This is a genomic window from Brevundimonas sp. (genome assembly GCF_036399195.1).
Lineage (GTDB): Bacteria > Pseudomonadota > Alphaproteobacteria > Caulobacterales > Caulobacteraceae > Brevundimonas.
Genome location: NZ_DASWNO010000008.1, coordinates 1 through 18,046, shown reverse-complemented (window position 1 = coordinate 18,046; position 18,046 = coordinate 1). Strand labels below are relative to the sequence as shown.

Genomic DNA, 18,046 nt, shown 5'->3' with positions numbered 1-18,046 from the left:
ACCATGAAATCGCTTCAACATTGACAGACATAGACCGAGCGTTGTTGAACGCGTATAGCGCAAAGCTGGAACAATGAGGTCGGGTGCGGTCCGGCGACCGCAGCGCCTTCAGCATATTGTGGAGGCTCGCGACCGATGCTCTTTTGCCGGTTGCCGAGCCAGCGTGCTGGCTTGCAGCCGTTCATGACACCGGTTACCTAGACGAGGCGCTCCGGCCCGGACAAGGTGTTTCCCATGTACTGCAAGACCTATCACGCGACCCACCCGGACATGATGCAGGGGGTCTCGAACGACCAGCTACGCGAGCGGTATCTGATCGACCGGCTGTTCGCCGCCGGCGAGGTTCGGCTGAACTACACCCACTACGAACGGTTCGTGATCGGCGGCGTGCAGCCGGGCGCCGCGACCGTGCGTTTGCCGGATCAGACCGAGCCGGCGTCGGCCGCGGGTCACCCGTTCCTCGAGCGGCGCGAGCTCGGCGTGGTCAATGTCGGGGGGACGACCGGCACGGTCACGGTGGACGGCCAGGCCTACACGCTGGACGCCAACGACGGCCTGTACATCGCCATGGGCTCGAAGGACGTGACCTTCGCCGGCGACACCCGCTTCTATCTGGCCTCTACGCCGGCGCACGCCCGCTACGAGACGAAGCACATCTCGCTGGCGCAGGCGGTGCCGCTGGAGCGGGGCGCGCTGGAGACGTCGAACGAGCGGACCATCTACCAGTACATCGTCCCGGCGACCTGCCAGTCATCCCAGCTGCTGCTGGGCCTGACGATCCTCAAGACCGGCAGCGTCTGGAACACCATGCCGCCGCACCTGCACGACCGGAGGTCTGAGGTCTATTTCTACTTCGGCCTGTCCGAGAACGACCGGGTCTTCCACTTCATGGGGGAGCCCGACCAGCAGCGGCACATCGTCGTCGCCGACGGCGAGGCCGTCGTGTCTCCGCCGTGGTCGATCCACATGGGATCGGGCACCTCGAACTACACCTTTATCTGGGCCATGGGCGGCGAGAACCTGGACTATACGGACATGACCGTCCTCGACATCTGCCAGCTGAAATGAGCGGCTTCGACCTCAGCGGCCGGACGGCCCTCGTCACCGGCGCCAACACCGGCCTGGGCCAGGCGATCGCCGTGGGCCTGGCCGGGGCGGGCGCGGATATCGTGGCTGTGGGGCGGTCGGCGCCGACGGCGACCGAGGCGCTGGTGGGCGGTCTTGGGCGGTCCTTCAGGGCGATCTCGGCCGACCTGGGGTCCACCGCGCCGATCGCCGACGTGGTGGCCGAGGCCGGTCAGGTCGACATCCTGATCAACAACGCCGGCATCATCCGCCGCGCCGACAGCCTCGACTTCAGCGAAGAGGACTGGGACGCGGTCATCGACACCAATCTGAAATCGGCTTTCTTCCTATCGCAGGCCGTGGCCCGGACATGGGTCGCGGGCGGCCGCGGCGGCAAGGTCATCAACATCTGCTCGATGCTCAGTTTCCAGGGCGGAATCCGGGTGCCGTCCTACACGGCGTCGAAGAGCGGCCTGGCGGGACTGACCCGCCTGCTGGCCTGCGAGTGGGCGGGCAGGGGCATCAACGTCAACGGCATCGCGCCGGGCTATTTCGCCACGAACAACACCGAGGCCCTGCGCGCCGATGAAACGCGCAACCGCGACATCCTCGCTCGAATTCCCGCCGGCCGCTGGGGCGATCCGTCGGATCTGTCGGGAGCGGCGGTCTTCCTCGCGTCGGACGCCGCGGCCTATGTGCACGGCGCGATCCTGCCGGTCGACGGCGGCTGGCTGGCGCGCTAGCCCGCGAGGCTATTCAGCCAGTCCTCGAGATTGGTGTAGCCGTCGCCGTCGGGATCGGCGGGACCATCTGCGGCGTCGGCGGGGTCGAGCGCGTGCGCCGTTTCCCAGTCGTCGGGCAGGCCGTCGCCGTCGGCGTCCATCCACGGTTCGCCTGGGTCAAGTTCCGGCCAGCCGCCGACCTGCGCCTGGCTGTCGATGATGCGGCCGGAGCCGTCGCGGACCCCAGCGACGACCCGCGCGTCGACGGCGTCCCTGACCCGGCCGGCTCCCGCGCTTTCCAGCACCCGTCCGAGCGCGGTCGAGGGCGGTTCGCCCGCCCCGTCCGCCCACTCGGGCCGAGCCGGTAGCCGGTAGCCGGCACGGTCTGAATCCTTGACCAGGCTCCACGGGTCTACGGGAATCTCCCCGTCCATGGCGTTGTGCTCGAACCAGGCGCGAGCGAGAGGGTCCGATTCCTCGAAAGCCCAGCGGCCGCGCGAGTCTCGCCCCGGCAGATAGCTGTTCCCGATGAAGGCGTAGGCCGAGAGGGCTTCGGTGTCGGCGTTGTAGCCCGCGTGAGATCCGCCCCAATTATAGAAGACGTTCGAGCGGAACTCGAACATCGGCCCCACGGGGTCCACGCTTGGCGGATTGTAGTTGCCCGGCCGGGGCATCCGGGCCCGATGCGAGGCCCAGAGATTGTGGTGGAAGGTCATGCGGGCGCCGTGGCCGCCTCGCACCAGAGAGCCGTAGCCGTGGTCCCCCTTGGCGTGGGCCGAGGCGTTCAGCGACTCGGCGATTATCGACCACTGCACCGTGACGTCGTAGACGCCTCGCTCAGGCGGATCGTAGCGGCTGCCGACGGACAGGGTCTCATCGACCGACCATGAAGCCGAGACATGGTCGAGGATGATGCGGCGCCCGCGCTCGATCGAGATGGCGTCGGCCTCGACGCCGCTCTCGTCGCCGAGACGCGAGCGCAGGTGGCGGATGACCACGTCGTCCGCGGCGACGATCAAAGGGTGGTCGCGCAGGGTGACGCCGCCTCCAGGGGCCGTCTGTCCCGCCACGGTCACTCGCCCTGAGCGGATCCGCAGGGGCGAGGCCAGGCGGATCACGCCGCCGATGTCGAAGACGATGGTTCGTGGCCCGGTCGCCTCGATCGCCGCGCGAAGGCTGCCGGGCCCGTCGTCCGCGAGCGTCGTCACGCGCAGCACCGCTCCACCGCGACCGCCCACGGCGAACCGTCCGGCGCCTTCCGCTCCGGGGAAGACGCGAACGACTCCCGGGCCGTGGTCCTGAGCCGCGGCGTCCGAGCACGACGTGGCGAGAAGCGCCAACCCGAAGGCAAGCGAGACCGGCGAATAGAGCGGGCTTGCGAAAGCGGGACTCATCAGGTTAGGCTCTGGATTGCTACCGGTGTCAGAAGCCATTGCATCTGATCATGACACCGGTGTCAAATGGGGCGGTCCGGAGGGGCGGCCTTCAAGAATCGATAGACCGGGGTCACCCCGGCGTTCTGTATGCCCATTGGGAGGAGGCATATCATGCAAGCCATCGAGCCGCGGATGACCCGCGCCCTTCGCCGTCGCCTGTTCGCCGGCGCCTCCGGCCTTGCCGTCGCCCTGTCGCTCGGGGTGGGAGTGGCCGCGGCCCAGACCGCGCCCCAGGTCCCGCCGCAGGACGACACCACCGAAGTCGACGAGGTGGTCGTCACCGGCTTCCGCGCGAGCCTGAACGCCAGCCTGAGCGCCAAGCGGCGCGACACCAACGTGGTCGACGTAATCGTCGCCGAGGACATCGCCGACTTCCCTGACCTGAACCTGGCCGAGTCGATCCAGCGCGTCCCGGGCGTGGCGATCGACCGCGACGCCGGCGAGGGCCGGTCGATCACGGTCCGGGGCCTCGGTTCCGACTTCACCCGCACCCGCATCAACGGCATGGAGGCCCAGGCCACCGCCGGCGGCACGGACTCGTCCGGCGGCGCCAACCGCGGCCGCGGGTTCGACTTCAACGTCTTCGCCTCGGAACTCTTCAACAGCATCACCGTGCGCAAGACGGCGGCGGCCGAAACGGAAGAGGGTTCGCTGGGCGCCACCGTCGACCTGCAGGCCACGCGGCCGTTCGACTATCGCGGCTTCACCGCCGCCGCCTCGGTTCAGGCTGGCTTTAACGACCTGTCCGAGACGTGGAGCCCGCGTACGGCACTGCTGCTGAGCGACCAGTTCGGGGCCAACGACGAGTTCGGCGCCCTGGTCTCCATCGCCTACAGCGAGCGCGACAGCCTCGAAGAGGGCTTCAGTTCGGTTCGCTGGGCCCCCGCGATGGGCGCGAACAGCTCGGGCGGCTTCTGTTCGCCCCTGGGCGTGACGCCGCAGAACCCCGGCAACGCCGCCGCCCAGGGCTCGTCCGCCACCGCGTGCTCGACAGGCAATCCGCGCCCGGCCAACACCGCCGCCAACGTCGCGGCCTACAACGCCGCGAACCAGCAATCGGTCTTTATCCCGCGCCTGCCGCGCTACGGCCGCCTGAGCCACACCCAGGAACGCCTCGGCGTCACCACCGCCTTCCAGTGGCGGCCGGCGGAGACCACCCTGTTTTCGCTCGACGTGCTCTATTCCAAGCTGGACGCGACCCGGCAGGAAGACTTCCTCGAAGCGCTGTCGTTCAGCCGCAACGCCGCGGCCGGCGGTCAGACCCAGGTCATCGTCCGCGATGCGGCCGTCGAGAACGGGATGCTGGTCTACGGCCTCTTCGACAACGTCGATGTGCGATCGGAGAGCCGCTACGACGAACTCTCGACCGAATTCCTCCAGATCAGTCTCACGGCCGAGCACGATTTCAGCGACCGGCTTCGGGGCCGCTACTACTACGGCCGCGCGGAATCCAACTTCGACAACCCGATCCAGACGACCGTCACGCTCGATCGCACCGATACCGACGGCTATTCCTGGGACTTCCGAAGCAACCCCGACGCGCCGGTCATCAACTACGGCTTCAACGTCGCCGACCCGGCCAACTGGTCCTGGCGTCCGTTGACGGCGGCGGTGCCGCGCTCGGAGATCCGCATCCGCCCCAACGGCGTGGACACGGTCTTCGAGTCCGCCCAAGCGGACATCGAATTCGACGCCCAGGACTGGCTGACGATCAAGGCCGGCATCAACTGGAAGACCTACAGCTCGGATTCCTATGAGTTCCGCCGCGCGGACGAGACCGTGGTGCCGGTGCTTCCCGCGGGAACCACCGTCGCGAACATCTCCAACCAGCTGACCGGCTTCGGCGCCAACCTGATCCCCGGCGGCACTGATTCCAGCTGGCTCCGGCCCGATCTCGGCGCCATCTCCGCCCTGTTCAACATCTACTGCAACTGCGACACCGGCCTGCCGGGCGGCGACTTCCGGCTGACCAGCATCACCAACGGCAACGCCCGCGGCGGAAACCGCTCGATCTACGAGGAAGACTTCGCCGCCTACATCCAGGCGGACTTCAACACCGAAGTGTTCAGCATGCCCTTGCGGGGCAATATCGGCGTCCGTCAGGTCAATACGCGGCTGGAGGCCGAGGGTTACAGCTCGACCGGCGGCGGCACCCTCGTACAGGGCGAGAACGAGTACACCGACACCCTGCCGTCGATGAACCTTGCGCTTGAGCCCATCGAGAACCTGATCGTTCGCTTCGGCGCGGCCAAGGTGATGGCGCGTCCACAGATCGGCAATACGCTGGCCGGGACCAACTATCTGGTGCCGACCACCTCGCTGGCGGCGACGGGTCCGAACTTCACGGCCACCATCGGCAACGTGAAGCTGGAGCCCTTCCGGGCCAAGACCTACGACCTCAGCGTCGAGTGGTATTTCGCCGAGGAAAGCCTGCTGTCCTTCGCCTACTTCTACAAGGACATCGACACCTACATTCAGATCCTGCGTCAGGACCTGCCCTACACCGCCCTGACCGCCCTGAACCCGTCGGCCTTCGCTCCGGCCTTCTGCACCGGCGCCTGCTCGCCGTCGCAGGTGTTCCAGCTGACGGCGGCCGTGAACACCGAGGGCGGTCCGTTGAAGGGCTTTGAGGTCAGCTACCAGCAGCCGTTCCGGTTCCTGCCGGGCCCGCTGCAGAACCTCGGGGTGCAGCTGAACTACACCCACGTCGAATCCGAGATCGACTACTGCGCCAACGCCCTGTGCACGACCTTCCAGACGGCGGATCTGATCAACCTCTCGCCGTCGTCGTGGAACGCCACGCTGTACTACGAGGACGAGACGTTCTCGGCGCGGGTTTCGACGGCCTATCGTGAAGGCTACACCCAGAACGTGCCCGGCCGGAACGGCAACCAGATCGAGGGCAAGATGGAGACGATGAACGTCGACGTCTCGGCCTCGTACCAGCTGACGGAGCAGGTTCAGCTCACCTTCGAGGGCCTGAACCTGACCGACGAGGAGAACCATCAGTTCGTCGGCGACGGCGCGGACCGGGAGAGCACCTCGGTGTTCCACCACACGGGACGCCAGTACTTCGTTGGGGCCCGCTACAAGTTCTAGACGGGGCTCTCGCTGCAGGACGCCCGCGCCGCCGGACCGCTTCCGGCGGCGCGTCGCGTTTCAGGACGTTCTTATCGCCGCCGCCGCCCGATGAAGGGCAGGGCGAACAGCAGGGGCAGGGCGAAGAACACCACGGCGCCCCCGGTCAGGCGATAGATCGCAAAAGAGACCAGGACCGCGACGGCCACGATGATCAGGATGGTCGGCAGCCGCATGTCGGTTCAGCTCGTGTTTCAGGCCGGAGGTTCAGCCGCTGACCATGTCGGCCTGCACGGCCGGTGCGGATTTCTGCTGAACCGCTCTCAGCCGCTCGCCCCGCAGTTGCTTGGCGATGCTGGGAAGCTGCAGTTCGGTCAGGTCAAGGTGGGTGAACCCTTCCTTGCGCAAGGCCTTGTAGAGGTCCTGCAACTGGGCGTAGCGGCCGCTCTGCGCCAGGGTGAAGGCCCGCTCGATGACCCCCATGACTACCTCCGCTCCTGCGGCTGAGGCCGCCCGGAGGCGCCGCGGTAGGTGGAAGTTGGATGATTTGACATTAAGCCTCCCTCGACTTGGGCGGGCGCAAGACGGGCGCCCGCTGCTGTCAAAGCCGCGGTTGACGGGGGTGGTTCCTGTGTCGGGAATCCGACGGCGCGGCCAAGGGGCTAAAGTCCAAAGCCCGACACAGCGGGCATTTGAGCGACGTTCACTGGGCGTTGGCGACCGCGCATGGCCCGCCCCGGCGGGTCGTCGGGCGCATCTCGTGCGACCGATATTGCGTGGGCTTGGCTCCGGCCGGCTCCTCGACGGCATTGCCATTGGCGCCTGTGAAACCCAGGGATAGGCTCACCCCCAGTTGCTTACTGGAGGGTTCATGTCTCGACCGCTGTTGCTCGCCGGCCTGGCCGCGCTGATCGCCGCCCCCGCCGCCGCCGCCCTGGCCCAGACCCGGCCGGCCACGATCGGCGAGCGCTATGTGCCGGCGCCGTGGTGGATGCGCGATCCGGTGATCGCCTCCATCGGCCACGTCCGCACGGAGGTGCCCGCCAACCGCGCCGGCTTCACCGCCAGCTTCCGCGCCATCGACCGCAGCGCCGCGGAAGCCTCGCGCAAGGCGGCGGAACAGGTGCGCGCGCTCAGCCGCACGCTCGGCGCTTATGACGCCACGCGGGTGCGGGTCGAAACGACCATCTCGACCCAGCCGCTATACGATCAGTACCGCGACGAAAACGGCGTGCTGCGCGACAACGCGCGGGCCGATCAGATCGAGCGGTACGAGTCGACGGCGTCGGTGCAGATCACCGTGCGCGACATGGCGCTGGTCGAGCGGGTCTATGCGACCGTCGTGGCCAGCCAGCCGACCTCGATCGGGACCGTCTATTTCAATCTGGAGCCGGACAACGCGATCAAGACCTGGCTGCAGGGCGAGGCGGTCAAAGACGCCGCCCGCCGCGCGCGGGAGGCGGTCGGTCATGCGGGGGGTTCGCTGGGGCGGGTGCAAGTGATCGATCCGACCGGGCGCGCGTGTCAGACCGATGTGCTGGCGGGTTGGCCGTCTTATGGCGGCGGATCGAACCTCGCGACGGACGTTCAACCGGCCTACGCGCCGCCTCCGCCGCCGGCTCCACCGCCCCCGCCGCCGGCGCCGCGGGAGGGGCAGGGGCCTTCCGAGGCCCAGATCGAGGCGGCCCGGCTCGCCCTTCAACCGCCGCTGCGCGAGCTGACGGATCAGGCCTGCGTCGTCTACGCGCTGGATTAAGCCCTGAACGTCAGGGAATCAGGAGACCGCTCGAAGATGCGGCGCCTCGTCGAGCGTCGAGGGGGCTGAGGTCGTCTCCGCCGCCAGGACCGCCGCTTGCAGGCTGAGGATCAGCGCTCGGGCCGCCGTCACGGTGTAGGCTGCGCTTACAAGGTCGCCCGTGATGAGGATCTCACCGTCGAAGGCGCGAACCTCAGGCGGGGTGTCGAAGGCGTCCAAATGATGCACGAAGTGCTCCTTTCAGCGATGCTGGAGCAAATACGGGATCGAAGATGAACAGGATCAGGACACGCGGCAATCTGTCTGTTCATCGTAACGAAGAGACAAACAACATAACATATGTTTGGTTCAATCACCCAGCTGAGCAGCGAAAACTGTTTCGTGACGGTCTGATATTGCTCGTGAACCACCGGTCCGCGACCGCGTTAGGTTTGGGCAGAACTGCCCGATTACCGGTCCGCATGATGCAGGTTAGAAACAGGCGACCCGCCACTTGTTAAGGAGAGGTGCGGCGCCGACCAATCTGGACGGGCCGGAGAAACGTTCAGGAGTCGTGCATGCTTCAAGGGAGTCCCGGATATTTCGACGACGCGCTGAACAGCGCCAACCGGCTCCTGCTGGACATGATGCAGGCGTCGAGCTGGCTGGATGTGCCCGTCAAGACCGTGACTCTGGAGCGGGGCCAGCTGCTGAACGACGAGGGGCAGGTCCCCGCATCCGTCGTCTTCCCCGAAGGCGCGCTGCTGGTCGATCTGGCCTACATGGACGATGGCCGCATGGTCGAGGTCGGCGCGGTGGGCCGGAACGGCGCCGCCAACCTGCTGTGTTCGCTCGCGGTCGAGGCCGCGTCGCACCGGACGGTGGTGAAGATCGGCGGGCCGGCCAAGGTGGTGAAGGCGGCGAGTGTCCGCGCGGCCGTTCAGTCGGACCCCGCGCTGCAGAAGCTTATCATGTCGTGGCTGCAGCGGCGCGCGTTGGAGGCTGAACAGGCCGTCGCCTGTTCGCTTATGCACGACGCCACCCAGCGGCTGGCGCGGGCGCTTCTGTTGACGCGGGACCGGACCGGATCCGACCAGTTGCCCCTGACCCAGGACGATTTCGCCACCACCCTGGGCGTCCAGCGGACGACGCTGAACGCCAGCGCCCTTCAGCTGAAGGCGGACGGAGCCATTCGCTACAGCCGCGGCATGCTGCGGGTGCTGGATCCCGAGAGGCTGGCCGCCCGCGCCTGCGAATGCCATGCCCGGGTCGATCAGCGCCGGTCCTTAGCGACCGAAGCGGAGGCGCGCCCCGGTGCGCGCGCGGTCAACGGCTTGCGCGTCGTCTCTCCGACTTAGGAGCCACGGCTCGCCCTCGCGCGTTGCGTCTGCAGATGAATGCAGGAGAGGCGCGATGAATGAGCAGGTGACTGAGGTGAAGCGGGCCGGCAAGCTGCCGATGCTTGCGGTTCTCACCCTGATCGTCATCGTGGGGCTCCTGGGGGCCGTGATCTGGATGGCCTGGAGCGCCGACTCGCCCAGCGCCGCCGACGACGCCGCCCCTCATCCGGTGCAGCCGGCCGAGCTGCCTTCGCCGGCGGACGGAGCTGTGCCCGCACGCCCCGCGAACGGCGGCCCCGCGCAGCAAGGCGGGGAGAAGGGCTGATGGGCAAGATCAACACTCCCACGGATGGCCGCGGCGTGCATCAGACCGCCGGTCTGGGTCAGGTCCGCGTCGGTGAGCCCGGTCCAGGGCCGCGGCAGACCCATCCCTTCCCGCCGAGCGCCGGCGGTCCCGGACCCGGCGCGGGCGACGACGCCAAGAGCGCGCTCGGAACGCGCAAGCCCGATGGCGGGCTCGAGGAGCCGTCGTAGCCGCCTAAACCTTGCTGACGGGTCGGGGTGTCGACCGGTTCTAAAGCTGGGGCGGGAAGGCTGAGCGTTCCTGCGGCGTCAGATGAAGGTAGCGCTGATTGAAGTCCGCGACCTCTCGCATCCGCTCCCAGGCCGGGAACCTGATGCTGCGCTTGTTGCGGGTGATCAGCCCGGCAGTGTCCAGGGCCTTGAGCGTGCGGTTCACGTGGACCGGCGTCAGGCCGACGGCGTCCGCGAGCTGCTCCTGGGTGATTGGCAGTTCGAATCCGTCCGGCCCGGCCAGCCCCTGGGCCTCCATGCGGATGGCGAACTCGCAGAGCAGATGAGCCATCCGGGTGCGTGCGTCGCGGCGGCCGACGTTGACGACCCACTCCCGGAAGATCGAGCCCTCCACGAGGACATTGATCAGGATGGCGTGCGCGAGCCCGGCGTGGTGGCGGATCACCTCCTGGAAATCCGTCCGTGGGACGAAGGCCACTTCGCCGCGCGTCAGCATCTGGACGCTGTGGTCGGAGACGTCGAGATACAGGTTCTGGAAGTCCACAGCCTCGCCGGGGATGTTCAGGCCGACGATCTGCCGCTGGCCGTCGCCGGTGTGCTTCTGACGATAGGCGAAGCCGGACATCAAAACCCCGCACCGGGTCGGAGGGTCGCCCTCCCGCACCAGATAGGTCCCGGCTTCCATCGTGCGCGCCGTGTAGGACAGGCCCAGCACCGCGTCCCTGTCCTCGGTCGACAGGACAGCATGCGTTGCAAGCTTCCTGATCAGGAGGTTGAGGGGATGTGGGTCTGACAAGGTAGCTCCCGTCCAGGGCGGGAGCACGTCACTCTCTGTCGCCAATGCCCGGATAACCGTTCAGCGATGTATCACCATAACATACTACCGATACGGCTCGATAACATATGTTGGCATCCACCGAATGCAGGGGCAGGTGAGCGCAAACCAGCAGTCGCGGGCCCGACAACTGAAACGGTTGCTTTCGGACGCCCTCAGTTCGGACCGCCCATGTATCGTTCGAACTCTTCCGAGAACCGCTCCGTCAGCCGCGCCTGATGTTCGCCCTTCTCCTTGAGGCGCAGGAACCAGCTCGATTCCTCCTCATAGATGTGGGTCATGACGGCGCCCTCGATGTGCTCCAGCTTGTCCTTCCACTCGGGCGTCGAAGGCGGGATGTTCTCCCACTCCGCCATCTGCATCTTGGCCGTGGTCTGCTCGGTGTAGGCGTGACCGGCGTGCATCTTTTCGCCGGCCTGCGCCAGCGCCGGATAGAGGACGACCTCTTCCGCCAGAGAATGGCCGTTCAGAACCAGCGCCAGGTCCTTCATCGCCGCCCGCCGGTCGTCAGCGGCCTCGGCGTCGCGGCAGCGGGCGAAGGCGGCGCGGATGCGGTCGTGGTGGTCGAGCGCCATCGACAGCCAATCTCCGCTGTCGGCGGCGGCCCGCGCCTTGGCCGTCGCTTCGGCCCGCTTTTCTTCGGACACCGGCGGCGTGACGGCCCCGAGGACTTTGTCGATGACGGACATGGGCGAACTCCTGAGATTTGTGGGTTTCAGGCGGAAACGACGCCTGCGGCGGCGGCGTTCCTCTGTCGGTCACACGACAGTGTCTCCGCCGCTGCACGGTTCCCGACATAGGAACGCACCGCCAAGCCTCGCCGTTTGGCGTAGCAGTTTGGAGACTCTTGCATGAACGACAGACGGATCCTGGTCACCGGCGGCGCGGGTTACATCGGCTCCCACACCGCCAAGGCGCTGGCGGCGGCGGGCTATGAGCCGGTCGTGTTCGACGATCTCTCGAACGGTCACGCCGAGGCGGTGAAGTGGGGGCCGCTGGTCCGAGGCGACGTCCGAAACCAGGGCGCGGTCGAGGCCTGCATCCGTGAGTACGGGATTTCCGCCGTCATCCAGTTCGCCGGGCTGATTGAGGTCGGCCGCTCGGTGCTGGAGCCCGACGCCTTCTGGGACACCAACCTGAACGGCGTCGCCTCCGTGCTGGGGGCGATGCGCGCCTGCGGCGTCCGGCGGATCGTCTTCTCGTCGACGGCCGCCGTCTACGGCCAGCCCGAGGGCGAGCTGCTGGCGCCGCTGAAGGAGACGCTGCCGCTGCAGCCGATCAATCCCTATGGCGACAGCAAGCTGGCCGCGGAACGCCTGATCGCCGCCCACGCGCGAGCTTACGGGATCGAAGGCGTGGCCTTGCGGTACTTCAACGCCGCCGGCGCCGACCCCGACGGCGAGATCGGCGAGGCGCACAGCCCGGAGAGCCATCTGATTCCGCTGGCGATCGAGGCCGCACTGGGCCTGGGATCTCCGCTGACGGTGTTCGGACAGGATTTCCCGACGCCGGACGGCGCCTGCGTCCGCGACTACATCCACGTCGCCGATCTGGCGCAGGCGCACGTGCTCGCCCTCGCCGCCGACGTGGGTCCCGCCGGGTTCGTGGCCATGAACCTCGGCCTCGGCCGCGGCGTCTCGGTTCTGGAGGTCATCGCCGCGGTCGACCGGGTCACCGGCCGGACCACGCCGTTCGCCGTCGGGCCTAGGCGGGCCGGTGACCCGGCGGTGCTGGTGGCCGACCCCGGCGCGGCTCGCGAGCGGCTGGGGTGGGAGCCGTCGTTCGCTTCGCTGGACGACATCGTCCGCACCGCCGCCGCGTGGCGGCTGAAGCCGCGCTTCGGACGGCGGCTGGTGTCCGAGCCCGCGCTGCAGGTGGCCTGACCATGGAGCTTTGGGGTGGTCACGAATGCACCGTCAGCCGCGTCGGCGAGCGGTGGAGCGATCAGTCGCAACTGAGCGGCCATGACGACCGCCCCGGCGACCTCAACCTGTTCGCGGATCTCGGCCTGAAGGCGCTTCGCTATCCAGTCCTGTGGGAGCGGACCGAGCGGGAGCGGGGGGTGTACGACTGGTCGTGGGCCGATGAACGGCTCGGTCGGATGAAGGCTCTCGGCGTTCGGCCGATCGTCGGTCTGGTCCATCATGGTTCGGGCCCGGCGTGGACGCATCTCTTGGACCCCGCGTTCGCCGAGGGGGTCGCGCGCTTCGCCGGTCAGGTCGCCGCCCGCTATCCGTGGGTCGAGGACTGGACCCCGATCAACGAGCCGCTGACAACCGCGCGCTTCAGCGCCCTGTACGGCCACTGGTATCCCCATCTCAGCGACGAGGGCGCGTTCTGGCGCGCCCTTTTGAACCAGATCGACGCGGTGCGGCTGTCGATGAAGGCGATCCGCGCGGTCAACCCGGCGGGGCGCCTGATCCAGACCGAGGATTTCGGCACCACCTGGGGGACGCAGCCCTGTCGCGACCAGGTCGGGTTCGAGAACGCGCGCCGACTGATGACCTGGGACCTGCTGACCGGGCGCGTCGACCGCGAGCATCCCCTGTGGAGCCGCGTGGCCGGCTTCGGTCTAGGCGACCGCCTGCGGGAGATCGCCGACGATCCCTGTCCGCCCGACGTGATCGGCATGAACCACTACATCACCAGCGACCGCTTCCTCGATCATCGCCTGAAGCGCTACCCGGCCAACACCCACGGCGGAAACGGACGGATCGCCTACGCCGACGTCGAGGCGGTGCGTGTGCTGGAGGACCGCCCCTGCGGGTGGGACTGGAACCTGAAGCGGCTGTGGCTGCGCTACCGACTGCCGGTGGCGATCACCGAATGCCACCTCGGCTGTACGCCGGAAGAGCAGCAGCGCTGGCTCGGCGAAGCCTGGGAGGCGGCGCTGGAGGCGGATCGCGCCGGCGTCGACGTGCGCGCCCTCACGGTCTGGTCGCTGCTCGGAGCCTATGACTGGGACAGTCTGTTGACGCGCATGCGGAGCCACTACGAGCCCGGTGCGTTTGACGTGTCCAGCGGGAGTCCTCGCCCGACGCCGCTGGCAGAGACCGTGCGCCACATCGCGCGTCACGGCGTGCCGCCGCCTCACCCGGCCGAAGGTTGGTGGAACGAGCCCGATCGACTTCTCTATTCACCCTGTCAAACCGCCGAAATGTCGGAAGGCCGACTCTAAAATTCCCTAGATTATGCAAGCAAATCAGTGGGATGGAACGAATTTGAACTGAAGGTGTTGGGTCTCTGAAAACCGCCACAAGGGACCCCTCGATGACCGCAGTAGATTCCGCGCCCGCCGCCGCCGACGTTATCGAGCTGAGCAAGCTCAAGGAGCGGAACGAGCCCATCGTCTGCATGTCGCACCTCCGGTGGAACTTCGTGTTCCAGCGGCCGCAGCATCTGATGACGCGCTTCGCCAAGACCCGGCCGGTCATGGTGTTCGAGGAGCCGCTGCCGGCGGAGCCAGGCGCGGCCATGGGAGTCGACATCCGCGTCTGCGCCGACACCGGCGTCGTCGTCGTCACGCCCCGTGTGCCGGACGGGCTGGAAGGCGCCTGCCGCAACGCGGTCCTGCGGCAACTGCTGGACGAAGCCATCTCCTCGCACGGCTTCGAGCGTCCGGTGCTGTGGTACTACACGCCGATGATGCTGCCGATCGCGCGCCACGTGGCGGCGTCGGCCGTGGTCTACGACTGCATGGACGAGCTGGCGAACTTCGCCTTCGCCCCGCCCGAACTGACGACGCTGGAGCGGGAGCTGTTCGCCACCGCCGACGTGGTGTTCACCGGCGGCTACAGCCTGTACGAAGCCAAGCAGGACCAGCACGACAACATCCATCCCTTCCCCTCGAGCGTCGATCGGGCCCACTTCGCCAAGGCGCGCCAGGCGGCGGCTGCCCGTCCGGAACGCCCCAAGCTGGGCTTCTTCGGCGTCATCGACGAGCGGATGGACCTCGCCATGATCGACGCCGTCGCCGCAGCCCGGCCGGAGTGGGACTTCGAGATCGTCGGACCCGTCGTGAAGATCTCGTCGGAGCAGCTGCCGAAACGTCCGAACCTGACCTACCCGGGTCAGAAGTCCTATCAGGACCTGCCGGCCTGCCTCGCCGCCTGGGACGTGGCGCTGATGCCGTTCGCGATCAACGAGTCGACCCGCTTCATCAGCCCGACCAAGACGCCCGAATATCTGTCGGCGGGACGTCCGGTGGTCTCCACACCCATCCGCGACGTCGTGCGCCACTACGGCGACCTGTCCGGCGTCCACATCGCTTCGACGCCGGAAGAGTTCATCGCCGGGTGTGACCAGGCGCTTGCTCAGGCGCGCGGCGACGATCGGGCCTGGCTGGAAGAGGTCGACCAGGCCCTGACCAGCCTGTCGTGGGACCAGACGCATCTGCGCATGGCCGCCCTGATCGACGGGGCCGTGCAGCGCAACGTCCAGCCGATGACGGCGACGGCGAAACGCCCCGTCGCCGGGCCCGCCGTATTCCCGGCCAGCCGGCGCTCGCACTATGACGCGCTGGTCGTGGGCGCCGGGTTCGCCGGTTCGGTCATGGCGGAGCGGCTGGCCTCTCAGGGGCAGCGAGTGCTGGTGGTCGATCGGCGTCCGCACATCGGCGGCAACGCCTATGACCGCCTCGACGCCGCCGGGGTGCTGATCCACCAGTACGGGCCGCACATCTTCCACACCAACTCGGCCGAGATCTTCGACTATCTGTCGCGGTTCACCGACTGGCGCCCGTACGAGCATCGGGTGCTGGCGCAGGTCAACGACCGGTTGGTGCCGATGCCCATCAACCGGACGACGCTGAACGCCCTGTACGGGCTGGACCTCCGGTCTGACGAGCAGGCCGAGGCCTTCCTCGCTTCGCGCGCCGAGCCGGTCGAACGCATCCGCACGTCCGAGGACGTGGTCGTCAACGCGATCGGCCGCGAACTCTACGAGACCTTCTTTCGCGGCTACACCCGCAAGCAGTGGGGGCTGGACCCGTCGCAGCTGGACAAGTCGGTGACGGCCCGCGTGCCCACCCGCACCAACACCGACGACCGCTACTTCACCGACGCCTTCCAGGCCATGCCGCTGCACGGCTACACCCGGATGTTCGAGAACATGCTGGACCGGGACGAAATCCATATCGAGACCGGCGTCGAGTACCGCGATGTCGTCGACGAGGTGGCCTTCGACCGGCTGGTCTTCACCGGCCCGATCGACGAGTTCTTCGACCACCGCTACGGCGAGCTGCCCTACCGCTCGCTGAAGTTCCGCCACGAAACGCTGGATCAGGAGCAGTTCCAGCCGGTGGCGACGGTCAACTATCCCCTGGAAGACACGCCCTACACCCGCATCACCGAGTACAAACACCTGACCGGGCAGACCCACCCGAAGACCAGCATCACCTACGAATACCCCGCGGCCGAGGGCGATCCCTACTATCCGATCCCCCGTCCGGAGAACCAGGTGCTGTTCAAGAAGTACCAGGCCCTGGCGGACGCCCGGCCGGAGGTCTCGTTCGTCGGCCGGCTGGCGACCTACCGCTACTACAACATGGACCAGGTCACCGGTCAGGCCTTGGCCGCGTGGCGCCGTCTGCGTCCGTTGCGGTCCTCAGACGCCGCGGGCACGACGACAGCGGCGCGCTTCTGATCCGAAAACGGGCTCCGCGGTGTGCGGAGCCCGTTCTTCTTTAGGCGAGTCAGGAACAACCGGCCTTTCAGGAGGCCGGCTGTTCCGCATGGCGGCGCAGGAACGCCCGGAGGGTGTTTTCGTACACGTCCTGCTGTTCGAGAAAGCCCATATGGTTGGCTCGCGGCACGACCGTGAAGTCTCCGGCGGCTGAGGTCGCGATCTGCTGGCCTGCTTCGCATTTCGTCACGATATCGACGTCCCCGCCGATAACCAGAACGGGGCAAGGAAGGCCGGACAGGGCGTTCGTGGCGTCCCACCGGAACATGGCGAGATTGCCTCGCGCCAGGACGTCAGGCGGGTTGCGGGTCGACAGCTTTGTGGCGTGTTCCAGTTGGCTCCGCGTCACGTCCGGACCAAATCCAAGCCGGTGGGCGAGGTGGGAGGACCCGCTCAGGTATCCCTGCCAGGCGCCGAGCCAGACGAGGGGCTTCAGAAAGATCATCAGCCGGAAGAGCGGCTCCAGCACCGGCTTCTGCAGGGCGCGGGCCAGTCGCGACAGGATCATGGTGCGCAGCGGGTTGGTATGGGTGGTGTTGAACAGAACGACGGCCTTGATGCGCTCGCCGAAAAGTTCGCGGTGGTCGCGGGCGAGGGTCTGGATGATCATCCCCCCGATGCTGTGCCCGACCAGCACGACAGGCTCGCCGGCGTGGGCGACGACGCGGCGCAGATCGGCCGCCATCGTTTCCAGGCTGAACTGCCGGTGGTCGATTTCCGACCGGCCCAGGCCCGGCAGGTCCCATGTGATCAGACGGTGATCCCCCGACAGCCGGTCGACGAGACTGTTCCAGATGGTCGCGTCCATGCCCCAGCCGTGCGTGAGCACCAGAGCGGGCCCACGGCCCGAAGATTCGACGTGCAACTTCTCTCCGGTCGCGCCCTCGATGGCCGCGGAATCGCGGCGGCGCAGGTCCGCGGCCTTCCGGTCCGGCTTCGCGGCGAGCAGCAGGACCATCCAGCGACCGGCGAACGACCAGGCGAGGAGGGCCAGACCCAGCCACAGGCGCCAGTCCTCACGGTGGAAGAGCCGCTCCCCCTCCACCCACAGGGTCTCTCCCAGGTACCAGTCGCCCAGCAGCCAGGCCGCGAATCCGAGCACGGCGAGAGAGCCAAGGATGAGGAAGAATGCGACGATGGAAATCAGGGGCATGAAGCGATGATCCGATTACGCGGCCTGGCAGGGTCCGCCGGGGAGGGGACGGCGTCGTTTGCTCGACGGCCGCCGCCCGGCTGCGGTAATCAGGCGATGACAGGGTCGGTTCCTCTGTCCAAGAACGGACACAACGCACCTCAAGCTTGCGCGCATGACACGCGGCCCGAATCGGGGATGACCGGAAGATGCAGCAGGCGCTTGACCAGCCATTCTTCATGCGCAGGCCCGAGGTCGTCGCCCGGGCGCTGATCGGCGTCCGTCTGACCGTGGACGGCGTCGGCGGCGCGATCGTCGAAACCGAGGCCTACGACGCCGCCGATCCGGCCTCGCATAGCTTCCGCGGTCCGACGAGCCGAAACGCGGCGATGTTCGGTCCGCCCGGGCGCGCTTACGTCTATCGGATCTACGGGCTCCACTGGTGCCTGAACTTCGTCTGTAGCGCGCCGGGGGAGACGGGCGGAGC

Annotated in this window: 18 protein-coding genes; 11 read left to right on the top strand and 7 right to left on the bottom strand. The window is 67.6% G+C overall.

The window, feature by feature from the left end; all coding sequences use genetic code 11:
* The first annotated feature begins 234 nt into the window (after window positions 1-234).
* Entirely contained in the window at window positions 235-1,068 is an 834-nt protein-coding gene (kduI, locus tag VGB60_RS00650; RefSeq protein WP_331036365.1) for a 5-dehydro-4-deoxy-D-glucuronate isomerase, read from the top strand.
* Complete coding sequence (gene kduD / locus VGB60_RS00645) at window positions 1,065-1,808, top strand: 2-dehydro-3-deoxy-D-gluconate 5-dehydrogenase KduD (RefSeq protein WP_331036364.1); 744 nt, start codon at window positions 1,065-1,067, stop codon at window positions 1,806-1,808. The genes kduI and kduD overlap by 4 nt, the downstream gene beginning before the upstream one ends.
* On the opposite strand, the gene VGB60_RS00640 is transcribed toward kduD, so the two are convergent.
* Window positions 1,805-3,181, bottom strand: a complete 1,377-nt coding sequence (locus VGB60_RS00640; RefSeq protein ID WP_331036363.1) for a pectate lyase — start codon at window positions 3,179-3,181, stop codon at window positions 1,805-1,807. The genes kduD and VGB60_RS00640 overlap by 4 nt on opposite strands.
* A gap of 153 nt (window positions 3,182-3,334) precedes the next feature.
* Here VGB60_RS00640 and VGB60_RS00635 point away from each other — a divergent pair, with 153 nt between their 5' ends.
* Window positions 3,335-6,322: a TonB-dependent receptor gene (locus VGB60_RS00635; protein WP_331036362.1), complete on the top strand. Its 2,988-nt coding sequence runs from the start codon at window positions 3,335-3,337 to the stop codon at window positions 6,320-6,322.
* Window positions 6,323-6,393: 71 nt separating this feature from the next.
* On the opposite strand, the gene VGB60_RS00630 is transcribed toward VGB60_RS00635, so the two are convergent.
* Window positions 6,394-6,537, bottom strand: coding sequence for a hypothetical protein (locus tag VGB60_RS00630; protein WP_331036361.1), 144 nt, complete (start codon window positions 6,535-6,537; stop codon window positions 6,394-6,396).
* A gap of 31 nt (window positions 6,538-6,568) precedes the next feature.
* Window positions 6,569-6,784, bottom strand: a complete 216-nt coding sequence (locus tag VGB60_RS00625) for a hypothetical protein (protein WP_331036360.1) — start codon at window positions 6,782-6,784, stop codon at window positions 6,569-6,571.
* A 388-nt stretch (window positions 6,785-7,172) separates the two neighbouring features.
* On the opposite strand from VGB60_RS00625, the gene VGB60_RS00620 reads away from it, so the two are divergent.
* Window positions 7,173-8,057, top strand: coding sequence for an SIMPL domain-containing protein (locus VGB60_RS00620; protein WP_331036359.1), 885 nt, complete (start codon window positions 7,173-7,175; stop codon window positions 8,055-8,057).
* An 18-nt stretch (window positions 8,058-8,075) separates the two neighbouring features.
* Here VGB60_RS00620 and VGB60_RS00615 read toward each other — a convergent pair whose 3' ends face one another.
* Window positions 8,076-8,285: a hypothetical protein gene (locus VGB60_RS00615; protein ID WP_331036358.1), complete on the bottom strand. Its 210-nt coding sequence runs from the start codon at window positions 8,283-8,285 to the stop codon at window positions 8,076-8,078.
* A 329-nt stretch (window positions 8,286-8,614) separates the two neighbouring features.
* On the opposite strand from VGB60_RS00615, the gene VGB60_RS00610 reads away from it, so the two are divergent.
* Genes VGB60_RS00610 through VGB60_RS00600 form a run of 3 tightly spaced genes read left to right on the top strand, consistent with a single transcriptional unit; the run spans window position 8,615 to window position 9,910 of the window.
* Complete coding sequence (locus tag VGB60_RS00610; RefSeq protein WP_331036357.1) at window positions 8,615-9,394, top strand: Crp/Fnr family transcriptional regulator; 780 nt, start codon at window positions 8,615-8,617, stop codon at window positions 9,392-9,394.
* A gap of 55 nt (window positions 9,395-9,449) precedes the next feature.
* Window positions 9,450-9,701 carry a hypothetical protein gene (locus tag VGB60_RS00605; protein WP_331036356.1) on the top strand — a complete coding sequence of 84 codons (252 nt, stop codon included), beginning with the start codon at window positions 9,450-9,452 and terminating at the stop codon, window positions 9,699-9,701.
* A complete protein-coding gene (locus tag VGB60_RS00600; protein WP_331036355.1) occupies window positions 9,701-9,910 on the top strand; it encodes a hypothetical protein in 210 nt (69 codons plus the stop codon). The genes VGB60_RS00605 and VGB60_RS00600 overlap by 1 nt, the downstream gene beginning before the upstream one ends.
* Window positions 9,911-9,950: 40 nt before the next feature.
* Here the strand turns inward: VGB60_RS00600 and VGB60_RS00595 are convergent, their stop codons facing one another.
* Both VGB60_RS00595 and VGB60_RS00590 read right to left on the bottom strand, forming a co-directional pair.
* Window positions 9,951-10,706 (bottom strand): Crp/Fnr family transcriptional regulator, encoded by a 756-nt coding sequence (locus VGB60_RS00595; RefSeq protein WP_331036354.1) that lies wholly within the window; start codon window positions 10,704-10,706, stop codon window positions 9,951-9,953.
* Window positions 10,707-10,900: 194 nt separating this feature from the next.
* A complete protein-coding gene (locus tag VGB60_RS00590; protein ID WP_331036353.1) occupies window positions 10,901-11,434 on the bottom strand; it encodes a hemerythrin domain-containing protein in 534 nt (177 codons plus the stop codon).
* A gap of 162 nt (window positions 11,435-11,596) precedes the next feature.
* Here VGB60_RS00590 and galE point away from each other — a divergent pair, with 162 nt between their 5' ends.
* The 3 genes from galE (at window position 11,597) to glf (ending at window position 16,388) form a co-directional block, all read left to right on the top strand.
* On the top strand, window positions 11,597-12,628 hold the full coding sequence (gene galE, locus VGB60_RS00585) for a UDP-glucose 4-epimerase GalE (protein WP_331036352.1): 1,032 nt from the start codon (window positions 11,597-11,599) through the stop codon (window positions 12,626-12,628).
* A 2-nt stretch (window positions 12,629-12,630) separates the two neighbouring features.
* Window positions 12,631-13,923 carry a family 1 glycosylhydrolase gene (locus tag VGB60_RS00580; RefSeq protein ID WP_331036351.1) on the top strand — a complete coding sequence of 431 codons (1,293 nt, stop codon included), beginning with the start codon at window positions 12,631-12,633 and terminating at the stop codon, window positions 13,921-13,923.
* Between the two features lie 92 nt (window positions 13,924-14,015).
* Entirely contained in the window at window positions 14,016-16,388 is a 2,373-nt protein-coding gene (gene glf / locus VGB60_RS00575) for a UDP-galactopyranose mutase (protein ID WP_331036350.1), read from the top strand.
* 67 nt (window positions 16,389-16,455) lie between these two features.
* Here the strand turns inward: glf and VGB60_RS00570 are convergent, their stop codons facing one another.
* Window positions 16,456-17,580 (bottom strand): alpha/beta hydrolase, encoded by a 1,125-nt coding sequence (locus tag VGB60_RS00570; RefSeq protein ID WP_331036349.1) that lies wholly within the window; start codon window positions 17,578-17,580, stop codon window positions 16,456-16,458.
* Window positions 17,581-17,768: 188 nt separating this feature from the next.
* On the opposite strand from VGB60_RS00570, the gene VGB60_RS00565 reads away from it, so the two are divergent.
* The coding region (locus VGB60_RS00565; protein ID WP_331036348.1) for a DNA-3-methyladenine glycosylase at window positions 17,769-18,046 on the top strand (278 nt) is incomplete at its 3' end.